The sequence below is a fragment of the Streptomyces sp. NRRL B-3229 genome, from assembly GCF_000719505.1.
GTDB classification, from domain to species: domain Bacteria; phylum Actinomycetota; class Actinomycetes; order Streptomycetales; family Streptomycetaceae; genus Streptomyces; species Streptomyces griseorubiginosus.
On record NZ_JOGP01000004.1, the window covers coordinates 168,931 to 187,808 of the forward strand.

At 71.2% G+C, this 18,878-nt stretch carries 15 protein-coding genes; 4 read left to right on the forward strand and 11 right to left on the reverse strand.

Annotated elements, in window-relative coordinates; translation table 11 throughout:
- Positions 1-80: 80 nt before the first annotated feature.
- From smc to IF54_RS0107565, 3 genes are all read right to left on the reverse strand, one after another.
- Positions 81-3,686 (reverse strand): chromosome segregation protein SMC, encoded by a 3,606-nt coding sequence (gene smc, locus IF54_RS0107555; protein ID WP_030315855.1) that lies wholly within the window; start codon positions 3,684-3,686, stop codon positions 81-83.
- Positions 3,687-3,908: 222 nt separating this feature from the next.
- Entirely contained in the window at positions 3,909-4,112 is a 204-nt protein-coding gene (locus IF54_RS0107560; RefSeq protein WP_016432419.1) for a hypothetical protein, read from the reverse strand.
- 382 nt (positions 4,113-4,494) lie between these two features.
- A complete protein-coding gene (locus tag IF54_RS0107565; protein WP_028809831.1) occupies positions 4,495-4,776 on the reverse strand; it encodes an acylphosphatase in 282 nt (93 codons plus the stop codon).
- Positions 4,777-4,948: 172 nt separating this feature from the next.
- Here IF54_RS0107565 and IF54_RS0107570 point away from each other — a divergent pair, with 172 nt between their 5' ends.
- Both IF54_RS0107570 and IF54_RS0107575 read left to right on the forward strand, forming a co-directional pair.
- The gene (locus IF54_RS0107570; protein WP_030315858.1) at positions 4,949-6,028 is read left to right on the forward strand and encodes a CAP domain-containing protein; all 1,080 of its coding nucleotides are present in this window, start codon (positions 4,949-4,951) and stop codon (positions 6,026-6,028) included.
- Positions 6,029-6,100: 72 nt separating this feature from the next.
- Positions 6,101-6,499, forward strand: a complete 399-nt coding sequence (locus IF54_RS0107575) for a winged helix-turn-helix transcriptional regulator (protein WP_030315860.1) — start codon at positions 6,101-6,103, stop codon at positions 6,497-6,499.
- Here IF54_RS0107575 and mutM read toward each other — a convergent pair.
- The 8 genes from mutM to recG all read right to left on the reverse strand — a co-directional run bounded on the left by mutM (position 6,472) and on the right by recG (position 13,810).
- Positions 6,472-7,332: a bifunctional DNA-formamidopyrimidine glycosylase/DNA-(apurinic or apyrimidinic site) lyase gene (mutM, locus tag IF54_RS0107580; protein WP_030315861.1), complete on the reverse strand. Its 861-nt coding sequence runs from the start codon at positions 7,330-7,332 to the stop codon at positions 6,472-6,474. The two genes, IF54_RS0107575 and mutM, sit on opposite strands and share 28 nt — an antisense overlap.
- A 167-nt stretch (positions 7,333-7,499) precedes the next feature.
- Positions 7,500-8,315 carry a ribonuclease III gene (rnc, locus tag IF54_RS0107585; RefSeq protein WP_030315862.1) on the reverse strand — a complete coding sequence of 272 codons (816 nt, stop codon included), beginning with the start codon at positions 8,313-8,315 and terminating at the stop codon, positions 7,500-7,502.
- Positions 8,316-8,334: 19 nt separating this feature from the next.
- Positions 8,335-8,508, reverse strand: coding sequence for a 50S ribosomal protein L32 (gene rpmF, locus IF54_RS0107590; protein WP_006139588.1), 174 nt, complete (start codon positions 8,506-8,508; stop codon positions 8,335-8,337).
- Between the two features lie 2 nt (positions 8,509-8,510).
- Complete coding sequence (locus tag IF54_RS0107595) at positions 8,511-9,161, reverse strand: YceD family protein (protein WP_020138734.1); 651 nt, start codon at positions 9,159-9,161, stop codon at positions 8,511-8,513.
- 143 nt (positions 9,162-9,304) lie between these two features.
- Positions 9,305-10,387 carry an ATP synthase F0 subunit B gene (locus IF54_RS0107600; RefSeq protein WP_030315868.1) on the reverse strand — a complete coding sequence of 361 codons (1,083 nt, stop codon included), beginning with the start codon at positions 10,385-10,387 and terminating at the stop codon, positions 9,305-9,307.
- A 57-nt stretch (positions 10,388-10,444) separates the two neighbouring features.
- Positions 10,445-10,924, reverse strand: coding sequence for a pantetheine-phosphate adenylyltransferase (gene coaD, locus IF54_RS0107605; protein WP_030315870.1), 480 nt, complete (start codon positions 10,922-10,924; stop codon positions 10,445-10,447).
- A 26-nt stretch (positions 10,925-10,950) separates the two neighbouring features.
- Entirely contained in the window at positions 10,951-11,553 is a 603-nt protein-coding gene (gene rsmD / locus IF54_RS0107610; protein WP_030315873.1) for a 16S rRNA (guanine(966)-N(2))-methyltransferase RsmD, read from the reverse strand.
- A gap of 40 nt (positions 11,554-11,593) precedes the next feature.
- Positions 11,594-13,810 carry an ATP-dependent DNA helicase RecG gene (gene recG, locus IF54_RS0107615; protein WP_030315875.1) on the reverse strand — a complete coding sequence of 739 codons (2,217 nt, stop codon included), beginning with the start codon at positions 13,808-13,810 and terminating at the stop codon, positions 11,594-11,596.
- Between the two features lie 167 nt (positions 13,811-13,977).
- Between recG and IF54_RS0107625 the strand changes: the two genes are divergently transcribed.
- On the forward strand, positions 13,978-15,813 hold the full coding sequence (locus IF54_RS0107625) for an HSP90 family protein (RefSeq protein ID WP_078851903.1): 1,836 nt from the start codon (positions 13,978-13,980) through the stop codon (positions 15,811-15,813).
- On the forward strand, positions 15,813-18,854 hold the full coding sequence (locus tag IF54_RS0107630; protein WP_037819527.1) for a tetratricopeptide repeat protein: 3,042 nt from the start codon (positions 15,813-15,815) through the stop codon (positions 18,852-18,854). Before IF54_RS0107625 ends, IF54_RS0107630 begins: the two co-directional genes overlap by 1 nt.
- The last annotated feature ends 24 nt before the right edge of the window (positions 18,855-18,878 follow it).

The window sequence follows — 18,878 nt, forward strand, 5'->3', positions numbered from 1 at the left end:
GGAAGCGTGTGAGAAAACAGGCACACGTGAGGATGTTGAGTTCAAGGAATGAACGAATCGAAACGGGGTAGCCGGAGGGGTCAGCGCAGCCGTTGGCTGATCACCTTCGACACGCCGTCACCCTGCATGGAGACGCCGTACAGCGCGTCGGCGACCTCCATGGTCCGCTTCTGGTGCGTGATCACGATGAGCTGCGAGGCCTCCTGGAGCTCCTGCATGATCCGGATCAGCCGCTGGAGGTTGGTGTCGTCGAGCGCGGCCTCGACCTCGTCCATGACGTAGAACGGGCTGGGCCGCGCCTTGAAGATCGACACCAGCAACGCCACGGCGGTGAGCGACCGTTCGCCACCGGAGAGCAGGCTGAGCCGCTTGACCTTCTTGCCCGGGGGTCGCGCCTCGACGTCCACGCCGGTGGTGAGCATGTTGTCGGGGTCGGTGAGGATCAACCGCCCCTCGCCGCCCGGGAAGAGCCGGCTGAACACGCCTTCGAACTCCCGGGCGGTGTCCCGGTACGCCTCGGTGAAGACCTGCTCGACGCGCTCGTCGACCTCCTTGACCACCTGAAGGAGGTCGGCGCGGGTCTTCCTCAGGTCCTCCAGCTGCTCGCTGAGGAACTGGTGCCGCTCCTCCAGGGCCGCGAACTCCTCCAGCGCGAGCGGATTGACCTTGCCGAGCTGCTGGTAGGCCCGCTCGGCCGCCTTGAGCCGCTTCTCCTGCTCGGACCGGTGGAACTGCCTCGGCCGGTTGCGCGGGTGCTCGGGGTCCTCCGGCAGCTCCTCGCCCTCGGCGGGCAGGGAGGGCGGCACCAGCTGGTGAGGGCCGTACTCCTCGACCAGGCCCGCCGGCTCGACGCCCAGCTCCTCCAGCGCCTTGGTCTCCAGCTGCTCGATCCGCATCCGCTTCTCGGCACCGAGCACCTCGCCCCGGTGCACCGAGTCGGTGAGCTTGTCGAGCTCGGTCTTGAGGTCCCGGCCCGCGGTGCGGGCGGCGGTCAGCTCCTGCTCCCTGAGCGCCTTGGCGGCGTCGGCGGCGGTCCGCTCCTCGCCGGCGCGCGCGAGGGACACCTCGACGTGCGCGAGCAGCTGCCGGGCGCCTGAGGCGACGGCCTCCGCGACGGCGGCCTCGTGCCGCAGCCGGGCCCTGCGCTGTTCGGCACGCGCGCGTGCGTCGCGCTCCGCGCGGGCGGCACGGTCCAGGGAGTCGGCCCGCCCCGCGAGTCCCTTGACCCGTTCCTCGTGGGTACGGACCTGGAGGCGGGCCTCCATCTCGGTCTGGCGGGCGTTGGCGCCGTCGGCGGCGAGACGGTCCCGTACCGAGGTGTCGGGCTCCTCCTCGACCGGCATCTCCTCGGCGACGGCGAGGCGCTCGGCGAGCTCCTCCACCTCTTCGAGGGCCCTCTCCAGGGACTCCTGCGCACGGGCGGCCGCGGCGGTGGACCGCTCGGCCTCACCCGCGGCGCCCTTCGCCTGGCCGGCGAGCCGACCGAGCTGCTGGGCCACGGCGGACTTCTCGCGGTCCGCGGCCCGGCGCCGCTCCCCCAGCTCCTCCACGCGGGCGGCGCATGCCCTTCGGTTCTCCACGGCCGTGTGCTGGGCCTCGGTGAGCTCCTCGCAGCGGATCGCCAGCTCTTCGAGTTCCGCCGCGGCCTCGTCGACGGAGGCCTGCACTTCGAGGAGGCTGGGGGCGCCGGCGGAGCCGCCGTGGGCGAAGTGGGCGCCGAGGAGGTCGCCTTCGGCGGTGACGGCGGTGAGGTGGGGGTTGGCGTAGACGAGGTCCTCGGCGTCTTCGAGGGTGCCGACGACGACGATGCCGTGGAGGAGGCGGCGGACCGCAGGCATCAGGTCGGACGGGGCGCGGACTAGATCTGCCGCGTGCTGATGGGTGGCGTCAGCGGGTCCGCTGTGGCTGGTCGTGCCCCGCGGCGGAGCCGCAGATTGACCCAGCCCCGCGCCCCTGAGTGAGTCAGCTTCCCCGGCGACCAACAGTGACGCCCGACCTCCGTCCTGCTTGCGCAGCAGGCGGATCGCTTCTGCCGCCGCCGACGGGGAGGTCACCGCGAGGGCGTCTGCGGCTGCCCCGAACGCGGCCGCCAACGCCACCTCGTGGCCCGGCGTCACCGTCAGAAGTTCGGCGGCCGGACCCAGCAGGCCGGTGAGACGGTCCTTCGCTCCCAGCAGTGCGCCCGTCCCGTCCTTCCTCCGCAGCCCCATGGCCAGAGCCTCATGGCGGGCCTGGGTCGCCGCGCGTCTGCGTTCCGCCGTCGTGGCCGCCTCCCGGGCGGCCGTCAGGGCGGACTCGGCCTCGGCGAGCCGGCGCTTGGCCTCGTCGTGCTGTTCCGCCAGCTCCGCGTCGCCCGCGTCGAGGCCGTCCACCTCGGCCTTGAGCGCCTCGTACTCCTCCTGCGCGGCGAACGCCCGCTCCTGGGCCTCGTCCCTCGCCGCGGCCAGGCGGTCGATCTCGGCCTGGGCGGAGGCGGCGCGCGAACGGGCCGCGTTGACCTGGCCGTTGAGACGGGCGAGGCCCTCACGGCGGTCGGCGATGGCCCGGGCCACGTCCTTGAGCCGCCGCTCCTCCTGCACGAGCTCGCGCTCCAGTTGGGAGCGGTGGGCGACCGTGTCCTCCAGGGCGTGCTCGGCCGCTTCCAGGGCCGCTTCCAGCTCGGCCTCCTGCTCGCGGATCCGCGCGGCCTCGCGCTCCATGTCCTCGGGGTCGCGCCCCCGGCGCTCCTCGGGCGGCGCCGAGGTCGCGCTCTTCACGCGCGCGTCGGCCAGCGAGATCGTGCCGCGGACCCGCTCGGCGAGCTGGGAGAGTTCGTACCAGGTCTGCTGGGCCCGCTGGAGCCGGGGCGTGAGCTGCCGGACCTCGTCCTCCAGGAGCGCCTCGCGCTGGAGTGCCTTCTTCAGCTCCTGCTCGGCGGCCTCCTTGCGCTCCTTGAGCGCGGCCTCGTCCGCGACCTCGGTCCTGAGCGCCTGCCTCAGCCGTACGAGATCGTCGGCGAGCAGTCGCAGACGGGCGTCCCGGAGGTCCGCCTGGATGACGGCCGCCCGCCGGGCCACCGCCGCCTGGCGTCCCAGCGGCTTCAACTGGCGGCGGAGTTCGTCCGTGAGGTCCTGCACGCGCGCGAGGTTCGCCTGCATCGCGTCCAGCTTGCGGAGTGCCTTCTCCTTGCGCTTGCGGTGCTTGAGGACACCGGCAGCCTCCTCGATGAAGGCGCGGCGGCCGGTGGGGTCGGCGTGCAGGACGGAGTCGAGCTGCCCCTGGCCGACGATGACGTGCATCTCGCGGCCGATGCCGGAGTCGGAGAGCAGGTCCTGGATGTCGAGGAGACGGCAGGTGTCGCCGTTGATCTGGTACTCGCTGCCGCCGTTGCGGAACATGATCCGCGTGATGGTGACCTCGGCGTACTCGATGGGCAGCGCCCCGTCGGAGTTGTCGATGGTCAGGGAAACCTCGGCGCGGCCGAGCGGCGGGCGCCCGGTGGTGCCGGCGAAGATGACGTCCTCCATCTTGCCGCCGCGCAGCGACTTGGCGCCCTGTTCGCCCATGACCCAGCTGAGGGCGTCGACGACGTTGGACTTGCCCGAGCCGTTGGGCCCCACGACACAGGTGATCCCCGGCTCGAACCGGAGCGTGGTCGCCGAGGCGAACGACTTGAACCCCCGGAGGGTCAGGGCCTTGAGGTGCACGCCGCTGGACTCTACCTTCCGGGGGTGTCTCGCTCCATGAACGCGCTCTCCCCCGCGGTTTCACCGTTGAACATGCAGGGCACACCAAACGTTAAGAGGGTGAAAGGATGCGCGGGGGAAAGAAAGAAGGGACGCCGAAGCGTCCCTTGCAAACTCTGACAACTTAGCGGTTGGTACGAGCCGCTCGACCACTGCGTGAGCTGTCGTGGAGCAATGCAGCGATCAGGTGAGCGCAGGCTCCGCCTGGTGTGCGTCGATGCTCTCCATGATCCTGTCGTGAGAAGCGGCAGCCGCGAGCGCGTCGTTCTCGGCCTGGATCCGTACGAGCTCGGATTCCAGGTCCTGGACGCGCTGCTGGAGCCGTCGCATCTCGGCGAGGAGTCGAGGGTCGGAGCCGCCGACGTAACCGAGAAGCGCCTTTGCCATGATGGATGGTCCTCCACACTGAGTGACCGACCGAAGCGGTGTGGGTCGTGAGGGATTCGCACCCGCGGTGCTTGACACTTTTGAGTTCATACTGCCGTTCAACCATGCCAAACAGCTAAGGTGCTCGGGGTGCTTTCAGCGTCTCACCAAAAAGTTTGACGGTCAACACGATCACGCCCCGTATTGGCAGGCAACCCGGTGCGGCGCGGCCTGGAACGGCGGCGCGACGGCACGCTCGGGACCCCCGGGGCGTAGCGATCAATCTTAGGTGCGGAGCCTGCCACGGCAGGCGCTTCTTGGCAACCACCAGCACCTTTCCGCTGCGGGCAGGTGCCGGTGGCACATCCCTACGCCTCCACCGGGGCCGTTCCACAGAAACGGCTCATCGGATGGCGAAGCCGTCGTAACCCCCGCGAGGTGTGTCCCAGATCTCGGTGACGCCGTCCACACGACCGGGCGTGTCGTCACCCAGGAGCCAGTCCAGGAGCCCTTGGCAGCCCGCGCGCGGTCCCTCTGCGACCACTTGGACGCGTCCGTCGTCCAAATTGAGAGCAAAACCACTCAGGCTGCCGATCTCGAGAGCCTTGGCCCGCGTGAACCAGCGGAAACCCACACCTTGGACGCGTCCGCGCACCCAGGCCACCAGTCGTACATCCTCGCTCATGGGTGCAACCTAACCGGCCAATGTCTCTCCGGACACACCCTCCCCTGGCGCCATGCGGTACTGTCCGCAGCCAATGAATCTCATACGAAACTCACTCGATCGTGTGGGTTTTGTGACTTTGGTTGACCGGGGGGACGCGTCGACCTCAAGAACAGACGAGGAAGGCAAGGACATGGGACGCCACCGACGCTCCGCCGCCGGCCGCGCCGCCACGGGCCGCGCCACGGGGGTCACAGAGACATACAGCTCCCACCGGAGCGGCTTCGACCCGCAGGACTCGTACAACTTCGCCTCGGCGAGCACCACCACTTACTCGAGCCACGTCGAGCCCGACCCCTACGCGCGCAGTGACGCCTACCTGTTCGCGTCGGAGGAGGAGTACGCGCTGTACCGGGGCGAGGACTACACACCCGCCGACGGCTCCCGGCCCGGCCGCTCGCACCGCCGGCGCAAGAAGAGCCTTGTGACACCGGTCAAGACCGGTCTGCTCGGGGTCTCCGCGGCTGTCGCGATCGGCACCGTCGCGGTCGCCACCGGGGTCGTGCCCGGCCTGGACAACTACAAGATCGGCGGCAGCACCAAGACCGGCGGCGACGTGCAGGCGGCCGGCTCGCCGACCAACACGCCCGCCGAGCAGGGCGGCACCTCCGGCGGCGCCGCCGAGGGCCGTGAGGACGGCAGCTCCACGAGCCGGGACGCCCAGCGTGCCCCCTCCCCCGCCCCGTCCTCGCCGTCCGCCTCGACGGCCGCGCCGACCGAGAAGCCGACGGAGAAGCCGCAGGCCACGCCCAGCAAGAAGCCGAAGGCGACTCCCACCCAGAAGGAGCGGGAGCCGGCCAAGAAGGAGACCACCGCGCCGGTGGAGGTCTCCACGGAGGCCGCTGCCGCCGCCGAGGTCCTCCAGCTCGTGAACGTCGAGCGGGCCAAGGTCGGGTGCAGCCCGGTCTCCGCCAACAGCGCGCTGGCGGGCCTGGCCGAGGACTTCAGCAAGGCCATGGCCGCCCAGGGCTTCTTCGACCACACCGACCCGAGCGGCGCCTCGCCGTGGGACCGGGCCTCGCTGGCCGGGATCACCAACCTCGGCGGCGAGAACATAGCCCGGGGGCAGTCCGACCCGGCGGCGGTCATGGAAGCCTGGATGAACAGCCCGGGCCACCGGGCCAACATCCTGAACTGCGACTTCAAGACGCTCGGCGTCGGCGTCCAGTTCGGGACCGGCGGCCCCTGGTGGACCCAGGACTTCGGCTACTGACGGCGCCCCTCCCCCAGGTGGCACTAACTATTGGTTAGTGCCACCTGGGGGTTAGCGCTGTACGCTGGTGGTATGGACACCACGCAGCAGCCCGTGGAGCCTCAGCTCCCGTACGACGTGTTCGCCAAGGCCTGTCCCTCACGCGGCACCCTGGAGCACGTGACGGGCCGCTGGGGCGCACTGACCCTCGGCGCCCTGTACGAGGGCTCGCTGCGCTTCAACGAGCTGCGCCGCCGGGTCGACGGCGTGAGCGAGAAGATGCTCTCCCAGACCCTCCAGTCCCTGGAGCGCGACGGCCTGGTGCACCGGGAGGCCCAGCCGACCAACCCGCCGCGGGTCGACTACGAACTGACCCCGCTCGGCCACGACGTCGCCGAGCGCCTCCTGGGCCTCATCCACTTCGTGGAGGGCCGCATGGACGACGTCCTGGCCGCCCGGGAGCGCTACGACGTGACGCGCGGCGCCCGCTGACAGCTCGGGCAGAAGTAGCTGGACCGGTTCATCCAGGGCCGTCGGCGCATCGGCGTACCGCACCGCTTGCAGGGCAGCCCCTCACGGCCGTACGCGTCGAGGGACCGGTCGAAGTACCCGGACTCCCCGTTCACGTTGACGTACAGGCTGTCGAAGCTGGTGCCGCCGACGTGCAGGGCCGCGGTCATCACCTCCCGCACATGGCCGAGGAGTTCGGCCGTGCGCGGGCGCGTGAAACCGGCGGTCGGACGCTCGTAGTGGATGCGGGAGCGCCAAAGCGCCTCGTCCGCATAGATGTTGCCGACTCCGCTGATCAACGACTGGTCCAGCAGGGCCCGTTTGATGGTGGAGCGCTTGCGGCGCAGGGCCTGGTGGAAGGCCTCGTCGTCGAAGAGCGGGTCGAGGGGGTCGCGGGCGATGTGCGCGATGACGTCGGGCAGCCCGTCGGGGGTGTTGTCGTGCAACGACAGTCCGCCGAAGGTGCGTTGGTCCACGAAGCGCAGCTCGGTGTCGATTTCGTCGGCGAACCTGACGCGGATCCTGAGGTGCTTCTCGTCCGGCGCGGCATGCGGCTGCACCAGCAGCTGGCCGCTCATGCCGAGATGCGCCAGGATCGACTGGTCGGTGTCCTCCAGCGGCAGCCACAGGTACTTGCCGCGACGGCACGGGGTGCCCACGCGGTGCCCCTTGAGGCGGTGCGCGAAGTCGTCGGCACCCGCCAGGTGACGCCGTACCGCACGCGGGTGCAGCACCTCGGCCTCGGCGACCGTGCGGTGGGCGACCCACCGCTCGAGACCGCGCCGTACGACCTCGACCTCGGGCAACTCGGGCATGGGGCTCCCCCGTCACGGACCGGTGTATGAGCCGAGCGCCCGCCCCGGTGTACCAGGACAGGCGCTCGACTGCGCTGTACTTCCGGACGCTCTGCTTTCAAGCGTCGCACGCGCTGGTTCAGACGCCGACGCTCTGCTTGCAGGCGTCGGACGCGCTGTTCCAGGCGTCAGGCGGAGACGGACGACGGACCCTCGTCGTCCTCGGAGGCTTCGACTGCTGCGGCGACTTCGACAGCCTTCGCTGCCGCCGCCTCGGCGCGCTCGTCCGCGGCGGCCCGGATGGACCTCCAGGCGGACTCCGCGGCCTGCTGCTCCGCCTCCTTCTTGCTGCGGCCGGTGCCGGTGCCGTACGAGACGCCTCCGACGCGGGCGGCAGCAGTGAAGGTCTTCTCGTGGTCGGGGCCGGTCTCCGTGACCAGGTACTCGGGCACGCCGAGTCCTTCGGTCGCGGTGAGCTCCTGGAGACTGGTCTTCCAGTCCAGGCCGGCACCGAGGTTGGAGGACTTCTCGATCAGCGGATCGAAAAGCCGGTGGACGAGCTCGCTCGCCGCATCGAGACCCTGGTCGAGATAGACAGCGCCGATCACCGCTTCCAGGGTGTCGGCGAGGATGGACGCCTTGTCCCGGCCGCCCGTGCCCTCTTCACCACGGCCGAGCCGGATGAAGGAACCCAGGTCGAGCCCACGGCCGACCTCCGCCAGCGCACGCGAGTTGACCACCGCGGCCCGCAACTTGGCCAGCTGGCCTTCGGGCAGGTCGGGGTGGGTGGTGTACAGCGTGTCCGTGACCACGAGCCCCAGCACGGAGTCCCCGAGGAACTCCAGGCGCTCGTTGGTCGGCAGACCGCCGTTCTCGTACGCGTAGGACCTGTGGGTCAGCGCACGCACCAGAAGGGCGGACTCGAGCTTGTACCCGAGCCGCCCTTCCAACAGCGTGTGGGACGAGGCCTGATTGTCGACCGAGTTCTTCTTCGGAGTGGACACAGTGCCTCTCACCAGCCGCTCAGACCTCGAGGACCTGGCGCTTGTTGTAGGTGCCACAAGCGGGGCACGCGATGTGCTGCAGCTTGGGCTCGTGGCAGCGCTCGCACGCAACCAGGGTGGGGACCGCAGCCTTCCACTGCGACCGGCGGTGGCGCGTGTTGCTGCGCGACATCTTCCGCTTCGGAACAGCCACGGCTACTTCTCCTGCTTCTCGTCGACGCCCGCTTCCGCGTCAGCGCCGCTCATCTCGTCCTTCTCGCCGTCTTCGAGTGAACCGGCGAGTCCCTGCAATGCCGCCCAACGGATGTCGACGGCGTCATGGTGGTGGTCCGGGTCGTCCGTGAGCCGTGCTCCGCACTCGGAGCACAGACCCAGACAGTCGTCCTGGCACACCGGCTGCATCGGCAGTGCGAGCACCACCGCATCACGCAGCACGGGTTCGAGGTCGAACAGGCCGTCCTCGATGAAGAGCCTGTCCTCGTCTTCCTCGGCGTCGTCGGCCGGTTCCGCTTTCACACGGCCCCGGTCGTCGGCGTCAGGGTACGAGAACATCTCCTGGAAGTCCGCTTCGAGCGCAAGCTCCAGCGGCTCCAGACACCTTACGCACTCCCCCTTGGCCTGTGCACGGGCGGTGCCTGTGACAAGCACCCCTTCCATGACCGACTCCAGGCGGAGTTCGAGCTCGACCGGGGCGCCTTCCGGCACTCCGATCACTCCCTGGATCCCGAGATCCTTGGGAGCGTCGATCTCACGGGTCAGGCGCTGGAGCGCGCCAGGACGCCGCCCCAGCTCGTGTGTGTCGAACACGAGAGGGTTGCGGTGGTCGAGGCGCGCGTTGGGAGCCATTCCTGCTTTCGATCTTCGAGCTCAGAGGGACGCCGCCCTTCGGTGTTCCCGGGCAGCGTTGATCGCGGACGTACGCGCGACCGAAGAGCCAGGATACTGGACCTTTCGCTCACGGCCCAATCCGGTGCTCTCCTACCGGTTGATCACTGGCCGCGACCCTGCTCGTAGGCCCTCAGCTGCTCCGGCGTGATCATGCCGGTGTCGAAGAGGCTGGTCTCGTCCAGGGCGTACGACTGGTGCGCCTGCTGGGCCTGGTGACCCTGCTGGACCTGGTGGGCCTGGTTCGGGTCGTAGGCCTGCTGCTGGTCGTACCCCTGGTAGCCGGCGGCGTACGGGTCGGCCTGCTGGTAGCCGTACGGGTCCTGCTGCTGGGCGTACGGGTCGGGCTGTTGCTGGTAGCCCGCGTAGGCGTCGCTCTGCTGCTGGTAGCCGTACGCCGCCTGCTGGGCGTAGTCCTGCTGCTCGGCCGCGGCGCCCGCCGCCCGGGCCGCCGCCTGGCTGTCCCGCTCGGCGAGGGCGGCCAGATCGGCCAGGTAGTCGGCGTCGCTGGAGTGCTGGACCGTGGACAGGTCGTCGGCGAGGGCACCGAGGTCGTCCGTGGCGATGCGGCCGTGCAGTTTCTGCCGGCCCCGGCCGACCGCCTCCAGGGTCTTGGCCAGGACCGCCTCGAAGGCCCCGAGCTTGGCGTCGACATAGGTGTCGGCGTCCTTGCGCAGGGTCTCGGGGTCGTGGCTGCGCTCGGGGGCGTCCTCGTCCTCGTAGCCGTTCTCGTCGAGGCCGGGACCGGTGCCGAGGAGCTTCTCGCGGCCGCGGCCGACCGAGCCGAGGGTCTTGGTGAGGACGACCTCGAAGTTGGCGAGCTTGGAGTCGACGTAGTCGTCGGCCTCGGCACGGACCTCCTCGGCCTCCTGCCGGGCCTCGTTCAGGATCCGGTCGGCCTCGGCCTGCGAGCGGCGGGCCACCTCGGTGTCGGAGATCAGCGAGCCGCGCTCCTGGTGTGCCTGCCCGATGATCCGCTCGGCCTCCTGGCGGGCCTGCTCGACCAGCTGCTCGCGGTCGCCGATCAGCTCCTCGGCCTGCGCGAGGGAACCCGGCAGGGCCTGGCGCAGTTCCTCCAGCAGCGCGAGCAGTTCGGCGCGGTTGACCATCACCGAGGCCGACATGGGCATCGACCGGGCGCCGGAGACCGTGGCCACGATCTCGTCGAGCTTCTTCTGCACGTCCACCTGTGCTCGCCACTCTCTACAGCTGTGTTGGAGACGGACGGGACGACTGTAGCCCCATCAGCCTTTGCGGAGGCGCTCGTTCAGCGCTTCCAGGACCCTCGGGGGTACCAGGTGGGAGACGTCTCCGCCCCAGGTCGCGACCTCCTTGACGAGCGAGGAGGACAGGAAGCTGTAGGTGGGGTTGGTCGGCACGAAGAGGGTCTCGACACCGCTGAGACCGTTGTTCATCTGGGCCATCTGGAGTTCGTAGTCGAAGTCGCTGACAGCGCGCAGGCCCTTGACGATGGCCGGGATGTCGCGCTCCTTGCAGTAGTCGACGAGGAGGCCGTGGAACGCCTCCACGATCACGTTGCCGTACTCGGCGGTTACCTCGCGGATCAGGTCGATCCGCTCGTCGATGTCGAACAGGCCCTTCTTGGACTTGTTGATCATCACCGCGACATAGACCTCGTCGTACAGCCTGGAGGCGCGGGAGATGATGTCGAGATGTCCGTTGGTGATCGGGTCGAACGACCCGGGACAGACGGCGCGGCGCACTTGAGATCCCTCGCTCTCCGGTCCGGTCATCGTGCGTCTTCGCACGTAGAGGCGTTGTCGCCCATGGCGGCGCGACCGTACCAAAACGTTCCCTCGCCGTAGCGACGGGCCTTGACCGCCTCGAAACCGGGCGGCCAGGCGAATTCGCCCCCTCTGGTACTGCGCTCAACGGTGACCAGGGCCTCCGGCGCTAGCCAGTGTTCCGCCCGGAGTGTGAGGAGAATCTCCCGAAGATCGTGATCCGTGACGCGGTAGGGCGGATCGAGGAACACGATGTCGTACGGCTGCGCCGGCGCCGGTTGCTGGATGATCTGTTCCGCTTTGCCCGCGCGCACCTCGGCGCCGGGGAGACCGAGGCTCCTGACGTTCTCGCGGATCGTGCGGGCGGCTCGCGCGTCGGCCTCGACCAGGAGGGTGTGGCTCGCACCGCGGGAGAGGGCTTCCAGACCCACCGCGCCCGAGCCCGCGTACAGGTCGAGGACCCGCTCGCCGTCCAGGGGGCCGCCGAGGAGGGACTGCCAGGTGGAGAGGAGCCCTTCTCTGGCGCGGTCGGAGGTGGGGCGGGTGCCGTTGCCCGGCGGGACTGCGAGTCGGCGTCCGCCGGCCCGGCCGGCGATCACGCGGGTCATCTTCGGTCCTTGTTCGGGGAGTGGTTACGGGGTCAGTTTCTCAGCCCTTCTCCAGGTACTGCTCCCTCTCCTCGTCCAACAGCGCGTCCAGGGCCGTGCGCAGGCCGGGCAGGCCCTTCAGCTCCGGGTCCGCCTCCACCACTGCCGTCGCCTCCTCCCTCGCCTCCGCGATGATCTCCTCGTCCTCGATCACGGCGAGGACGCGCAGGGAGGTCCGGGCGCCGGACTGGGCCTGGCCCAGGACGTCGCCCTCCCTGCGCTGTTCCAGGTCGATGCGGGAGAGTTCGAAGCCGTCCAGGGTGGACGCGACCGCGTTCAGGCGCTGGCGGGCGGGGCTCGCCTCCGGCATCTCCGTGACCAGCAGGCACAGGCCCGCCGCGGAGCCGCGGCCGACCCGGCCGCGGAGCTGGTGGAGCTGGGAGACGCCGAAGCGGTCGGCGTCCATGATGACCATCGCGGTGGCGTTCGGGACGTTGACGCCGACCTCGATGACCGTGGTGGCGACCAGGACGTGGGTCTCCCCGGCGGCGAAGCGGCGCATGACCGCGTCCTTGTCGTCCGGGTGCATACGGCCGTGCAGGACCTCGACCCTCAGACCGCTGAGCGGGCCCTTGGTCAGCTGGTCCGCCACCTCCAGGACCGCGAGCGGCGGGCGCTTCTCCGCCTCGTCCTCGGCGGACTTCTTCCGGCCGGACTTCTTCGGGTCGTCCTCCTCGTCGCCGATGCGGGGGCAGACGACGTAGGCCTGGTGGCCGTTCTCCACCTCCTCGCGGACCCGCTCCCAGGCGCGGCTGAGGAAGTGCGGTTTGTCGGCGGCGGGGACGACATGGCTGGCGATCGGGGAGCGGCCGGCCGGGAGCTGGTCGAGGACGGAGGTCTCCAGGTCGCCGAAGACCGTCATCGCGACGGTGCGCGGGATGGGGGTGGCCGTCATGACGAGGAGGTGGGGCGGCTGCTTGCCCTTGCCGCGCAGGGCGTCCCGCTGCTCGACCCCGAACCGGTGCTGCTCGTCGACCACGACCAGGCCGAGGTCCTCGAACTGCACCTTGTCCTCGATCAGCGCGTGCGTGCCGATCACGATGCCCGCCTCGCCGGTGACCAGGTCCAGCATCGCCTGCCGGCGTGCGGCCGTCCCCATCGAACCGGTGAGCAGCACGACCTTGGTGGCGTGCTCGGCCCCACCCAGCATGCCGCCCTCGGCCAGCTCCCCCATCATCTCGACGATCGAACGGTGATGCTGCTGGGCAAGCACCTCGGTGGGCGCGAGCATGGCGGCCTGCCCACCCGCGTCGACTACGGCGAGCATGGCGCGGAGGGCCACCATCGTCTTTCCGCTGCCGACCTCTCCCTGAAGCAGGCGGTGCATCGGGTGGGCCGTTGCCAGGTCGTCGAAGATCTCCTTGGAGACCTTCTGCTGGCCTTCGGTGAGGGTGAAGGGGAGGCGGTCGTCGAAGGCGGTCAGGAGGCCGTCCGGGGACGGTTTCCGCGGGACCGCGGGGAGTTGGGCGTCCGCGTGGCGGCGGCGGGCCAGGGCCACCTGGAGGACGAAGGCCTCGTCCCACTTGAGGCGGGCGTGGGCGTCGGCGATGTCGGCCTTGGTGTGCGGGCGGTGGATCTTGAGGAGGGCTTCGGGCAGGGTGACCAGGCCCCGGCCCTCGCGCAGGGACTCCGGGAGGGGGTCGAGTGCCTCCTGCGCACTCGGCAGGACGGTCTGGATCGCCTTGCCGATCTTCCAGGACTCCAGTTTGGCGGTGGCGGGGTAGATGGGGATCAGGGCGCCCGCCCAGGTCTCCACCGACTCCGCCGCATCGTCGTCGGCGCCGCGCAGCAACTCGTAGGCGGGATGCGCCAGTTGGAGGCGGCGGTTGAAGAGGGAGACCTTGCCGGCGAACATCGCGCGGGTGCCCGGCAGGAGTTCCTTGTGGGGCTTGTGGACTCCGCTGCCGAAGAAGACCAGTTGGAGGCGGCCGCTGCCGTCCGTGATGGTGACCTCGAGACGCTGGCCCTTGCCGCGCGGCGCCTTGGCGGAGGCGAAGCTGTGCAGCCGGGCGTCGGCGACCTGGGCGACCACGGTGACGTGCTCGTCGAGGGGGAGGTCGGCGAGGTGGGTCAGCTGCCCCCGCTCCTCGTATCGGCGCGGGTAGTGGTGCAGGAGGTCGCCCACGGAGTGCAGGCCGAGGTGCTCGGCCATCACCTTCGCGGTGGCGGGGCCGAGCACCTTCTTCAACGGTTCTTCCAGTGCGGGCACGAGATCCATTGCACACCACGCCACTGACATTCCCGTATACGTCCTGGGAAACCCCTGGTCAGACGGCTGGTTGGGGACTTAGGATGACGCGCTCCGGCCATCCCCGCGGTCACCGCCCCACCCGGGACCGCCCGACCCCGCGCCGCGCGAACGTTCCCCCCACCGGCGCTGCGACGATGGATTCCCAGACCTCACAGTCATCACAGACACCCCAGGTACCTCAGCAACCTCATACGTTCCAGGTCGACCTGCGCGGTCTGGTGGACCTCCTCTCCCATCACCTGTACTCCAGCCCCAAGGTCTACCTGCGCGAGCTGCTCCAGAACGCGGTGGACGCCATCACGGCCCGGCGGGCCGAGGAGCCGGACGCCCCGGCCAGAGTGCGGCTGTACGCCGAGGAGGGCGCCCTGCGGGTCGAGGACTCGGGGGTCGGGCTCACCGAGGCGGACGTGCACAACCTGCTGGCCACCATCGGGCGCAGCTCCAAGCGGGCCGAGGGGCTCCAGGAGGCGCGCGCCGACTTCCTCGGGCAGTTCGGCATCGGTCTGCTGGCCTGTTTCGTGGTCGCCGAGCGGATCCGGGTGGTCAGCCGCAGCGCCCGGACGCCGGACGCCCCGCCCGTGGAGTGGACGGCGAGCGACGACGGTTCGTACCGGGTGCGGACGCTGCCCGCCGACGCCCGCCCGGAGCCGGGGACGACCGTGTACCTGGTCGCGCGGGCGGGCACCGGCGAGTGGCTCGCACCCGAACGGGTGCTCCAGCTGGCGCGGGACTTCGGCTCCCTGCTGCCGTACGACGTCCGGGTGGGCGAGGAGGCGGTCACCGATCTGCCCGCCCCCTGGGACCGTCCGTACCCGTCCCCGGCCAACCGCAGGGTGGCCCTGGCCCGGCACTGCCACGACCTGTTCGGCTTCACCCCGCTGGACTCGATCGAGCTGAACGTGCCGCTGGCGGGGGTCCGGGGCGTCGCGTACGTCCTGCCCTCCGCCGTGAGCCCCGCCCAGCGGGCGACCCATCGCGTGCACCTCAAGGGCATGCTGCTGACCGAGCGGGCCGAACAGCTGCTGCCCGACTGGGCGTTCTTCGTGCGCTGCGTCCTGGACACCGACAGCCTGCGGCCCACGGCCTCGCGCGAGTCGCTGTACGAGGACGAGACGCTGGCCGCCGTACGGGAGGCGCTCGGGGAGCGGATCCGGTCCTGGCTGACGGGGCTGGCCGCCGGGGACCCGGAACGGCTCGGGGCCTTCCTGTCCGTGCATCACCTGGGCGTGAAGTCGCTGGCGCGGCACGACCGGGAGATGCTGCGCACGATGCTGCCCTGGCTGCCGTTCGAGACGACCGACGGGCGGCTGTCCCTGGAGGAGTTCGCCCAGCGGCACCCGGTGGTGCACTTCACGCGGACCGTCGAGGAGTACCGGCAGGTCGCGCCGATCGCCTCCGCCCAGGGCATCGGGGTCGTGAACGGCGGTTACACGTACGACAGCGACCTGGTCGAGGCGTTGCCCTCGGTGCGGCCGGGGACGGTCGTCACCGAGCTGGACGCGGACACCGTCACGGCCCACATGGACCTGGTCGATCCGGCGGAGGAGCTGGCGCTGTCCGGGTTCCTGGCGGCCGCGCGGGCCAAGCTGGATCCGCTGGGCTGTGACGTGGTCCTGCGCGCCTTCCGGCCGCTGTCCGTGCCCGCGCTGCACCTGGACGACCGGGACGGACGGCACGAGCAGGCGCGGGCGGACGCCGAGGAGCAGGCCGACGACCTGTGGGCGGGCATTCTCGGCTCGCTGCGCGGCAGCGCCCCCCGCGCGCGTCTCGTGCTGAACCATCTGAGCCCTCTGGTACGGCGGATCGGCGCGCTCGGCGATCCGGAACTGATCGGCACCGCCACCGAGTCCCTGTACGGGCAGGCGCTGCTGATGGCCCAGCGCCCGCTCAGGCCCGCGGACTCGGCGTTGCTGAACCGGGCCTTCATCGGCCTCCTGGAGTGGGCCACGAACGGCGAGGAGGGCCGCTGATGAGCGGATTCGACGGGGAGGCGGCGTTCGACGCGCTGCGCCGCGCGATGGCGGAGAACTCCGAGGAGCCGGAGGGTCCCGCCCGCAACGCGCGCGCGGAGCAGCTGCTCGCCGAGGCGGAGAAGCTGAACATCCCGCTCGCGGTGATCGAGGCGCTCGGACACCAGCTGAAGGTCTACAACTACAGCTCCGAGAAGGCGAAGATGTTCGTCCCGTTCGCGCGGCTGCTGCGCATGTGGGACGAGCGCCCCGAGGACTTCGACGAGTACGAGACGCACACGCTGCACTGGGTCTTCAAGTGGATGACGGCCGGGATGCTCGACCAGCCGCACATCCCGCTCGCCGCGATGGAGAAGTGGCTCGGCGAGATGGAGCACCGCTACCGGCTGGCGGGACACTCCGAACGGGCCGTGCGCAGCGCCGAGTACAGCGTGGCGGCGCACATCGGGGACCGGGTGCGGGCCGAGCGCGCGTACGCCGCGTGGCTGGCCGCGGACCGGGACGCCATGGCCGACTGCCACGCCTGCGAACTGCACGAACAGGGCTGGTGGCAGGTGCGGCAGGGCCGGGACGCGGAGGCGCTCGACCTGTGGGCGCCGGTCCTGGAGGGCGAGTTCACCTGCGCCCACGAGCCGCACGCGGCCCTCGCCTCCTCGCTGGCGCCGCTGCTGCGGCTGGGGCGCCTTGAGGAGGCGCGCGCCAACCATCTGCGGGGCTTCCGGCTCGTGCGGTCCATGGAGAGCATGCGCGGCGCCTACGCGGACCATGTCGAGTTCTGCGCGCTCAGCGGCAACGAGGCGCGCGGCCTGGAGCTGCTCGCGGAGCGTCCCGCGTACTTCACGGACGACGGTCATCCGCGCAGCAGGCTGGACTTCATGGCCGTGGTGACGCTGCTCATGGACCGTCTCGTCGAGCTCGGTCCGGCCGACCGGCCGGTGCCGGGGCCTTCGGGCCGGTCCTGGACCGCGGCCGAACTCGCCGCCCACGCGCGCGAGGAGGCCCTCGCGCTGGCCGCCCGCTTCGACGAGCGCAACGGCACGGCCCATGTCAGCGAGCGGGCACGCGCGCGCATGGCGCAGCGGCCGCTGGTGGACCGGCTGCCGCTCGGGGTGCGGGCGGCCCGGACGGTCGCCGCTCCCCCGTCTGCTCCCCCGGCCCCCGTGCCGGCGCAGGAGCCCGACCTGCCCGCGCTGATCGCCGAGGCCCGCCGGTTGTCGGACACCCTCCAGCCGAACGCCGTGGAGGCGTGGGCGGCGGTCGCACGGGCCGCGCAGGACGTCGAACTGGACCCGCGCGACCGTGCCGAGATAGCCGACCACGAGGCGATGGACCGCGGCCCCGAGGGCGCCGGACTCTTCGAACAGGCCGCCGAGCTGTACGAGCTGGCGGGCGACCCCGGCGAGGCACTGGCCGCACACGCGCGTGCGGCGTACGTCCGGGCCCTGGCCGGCGAGGTCGACGAGGCGCTCACGGCGGTCGCCGGGCCGTACGACGAGGTCCTCGCGCTCTACGCAGCGGACGGCACCGGCGTACGGCAGACCGCGTCGGTGGTGATGTCCCGGGCACGGATCCTGATGCGGCAGGTGCAGGAGGGCGGGGAAGGCGGGGAGGGCGAAATCCTCTCCGAGGCCGAGCGGGCCGTGCGGGAGGTGCTTGCCCTTGTGGAGGGTCGCACCGAGGACGACGTACGGCTCGCCGCGCGGGTCGCCGAGGCCCGGGCGATGCTGGCGGAGCTGGCCGCGCGGACCGGGGACGTGGAGTCGGCGGCGGAGCTGTTCACCCGGTCCGCGGCGGGGTTCGTGGAGGCGGGGCTGCCGTGGTTCGCGGTGGAGTACGAGGCCCGTCTGGCCGGCCTCCTGCACCACCTGGGCGACCTGGCCGGGACCGAGCGGGCGCTGCGGGCGGCCCTGGAGCACGGCGGGCCGCATCTGGAGCCGGTCGGACGGGCCCAGCTGCGTCTTCAGCTCGCCGAGGTCGTCGGGGGCCGGGGACTCGCCGAGGAGGCCGCCGAGCACGCCCTGGAGGCGGCGCACTGGGCCGACGAGGCCGGGGAGGGCCGGACGCTCGGGGCCTGGGCCCGGCACCAGCTGGGTGGCTACCTGGTGCGGCTGGGGCGGTGGGCCGAGGCCGCTGAGGTCCTGGAGTCGGCGCTGCCCGACCTGCGCCCCGAGACGCACGGTGACGGGGTGGTCGTCCAGACGCAGTGGTGGCTCGGTGACTGCCTCAGCGAGCTGGGCGAGCACCGGGAGGCGGCCGAACGGCGTCTTCAGGCGGCGGAGATCGCCCGGCACTGGCCGGAGCAGCACGACCACGCGACGCTCGCCCACCTCGCCGCCGAGTCCCTCGGGGCCGCGGGGCGGCCGGCCGAGGCGGACCGGGCGTACGCCCGCGCGGGTAACCTCTGGCGCGAGATCGGCAATGTGCACGGTCTGATCCGCTCTCTGCGGGCCCGGGCGTGGCTCGCGCTGCGGGCCGAGGACGGGGCGGACGCGGCGCGGGAGTTGATGGCGCAGGCGGTCCGGGAGTGCGAGGCCGCGCTGGGCGACGCGGGGAGCGACGAGGAGGCCCGGGCCCGGCTGGTCGGCGAACTCGGCCACACGCACCGGCAGTTCGGTGACCTGCTGGCTCGATCGGTGTCCGAGGACGCCGAGGACGACGCGATCCGGGCGGTGCTGGAGGAGGCGCTGACGCAGGTGGCCGAGTCGATCGTGCTGTTCGCCTCGCTCGGCGAGGACGCCCTGGACGCCCGGACGGGCGCCGAGCTCGCGGCCGGCTGGCTGGCGGCCGACCTGAGCCGCCCGGAGGAGGCGGCGGCACGCGCGCGGGCGGTGCTGGCCGCCTACGGCTCCCCTGGCTTCCCCTCCGGCGACGACACGACGGAACGGGACCGTCGCGACGCCGCCGATCCCACGGCACAGGACCGTCCCGACGCCGGCGGTGGGACGGGACGGGCCCGTCGCGACGCCGGCGACGCAACGGCACAGGCCCGTCGCGCCGAGGCCGCCCAGATGCTCGCGCTCATGGAGGAACAGCAGGACTGACCCGTGCCGCCTTCCGGTCCCGGC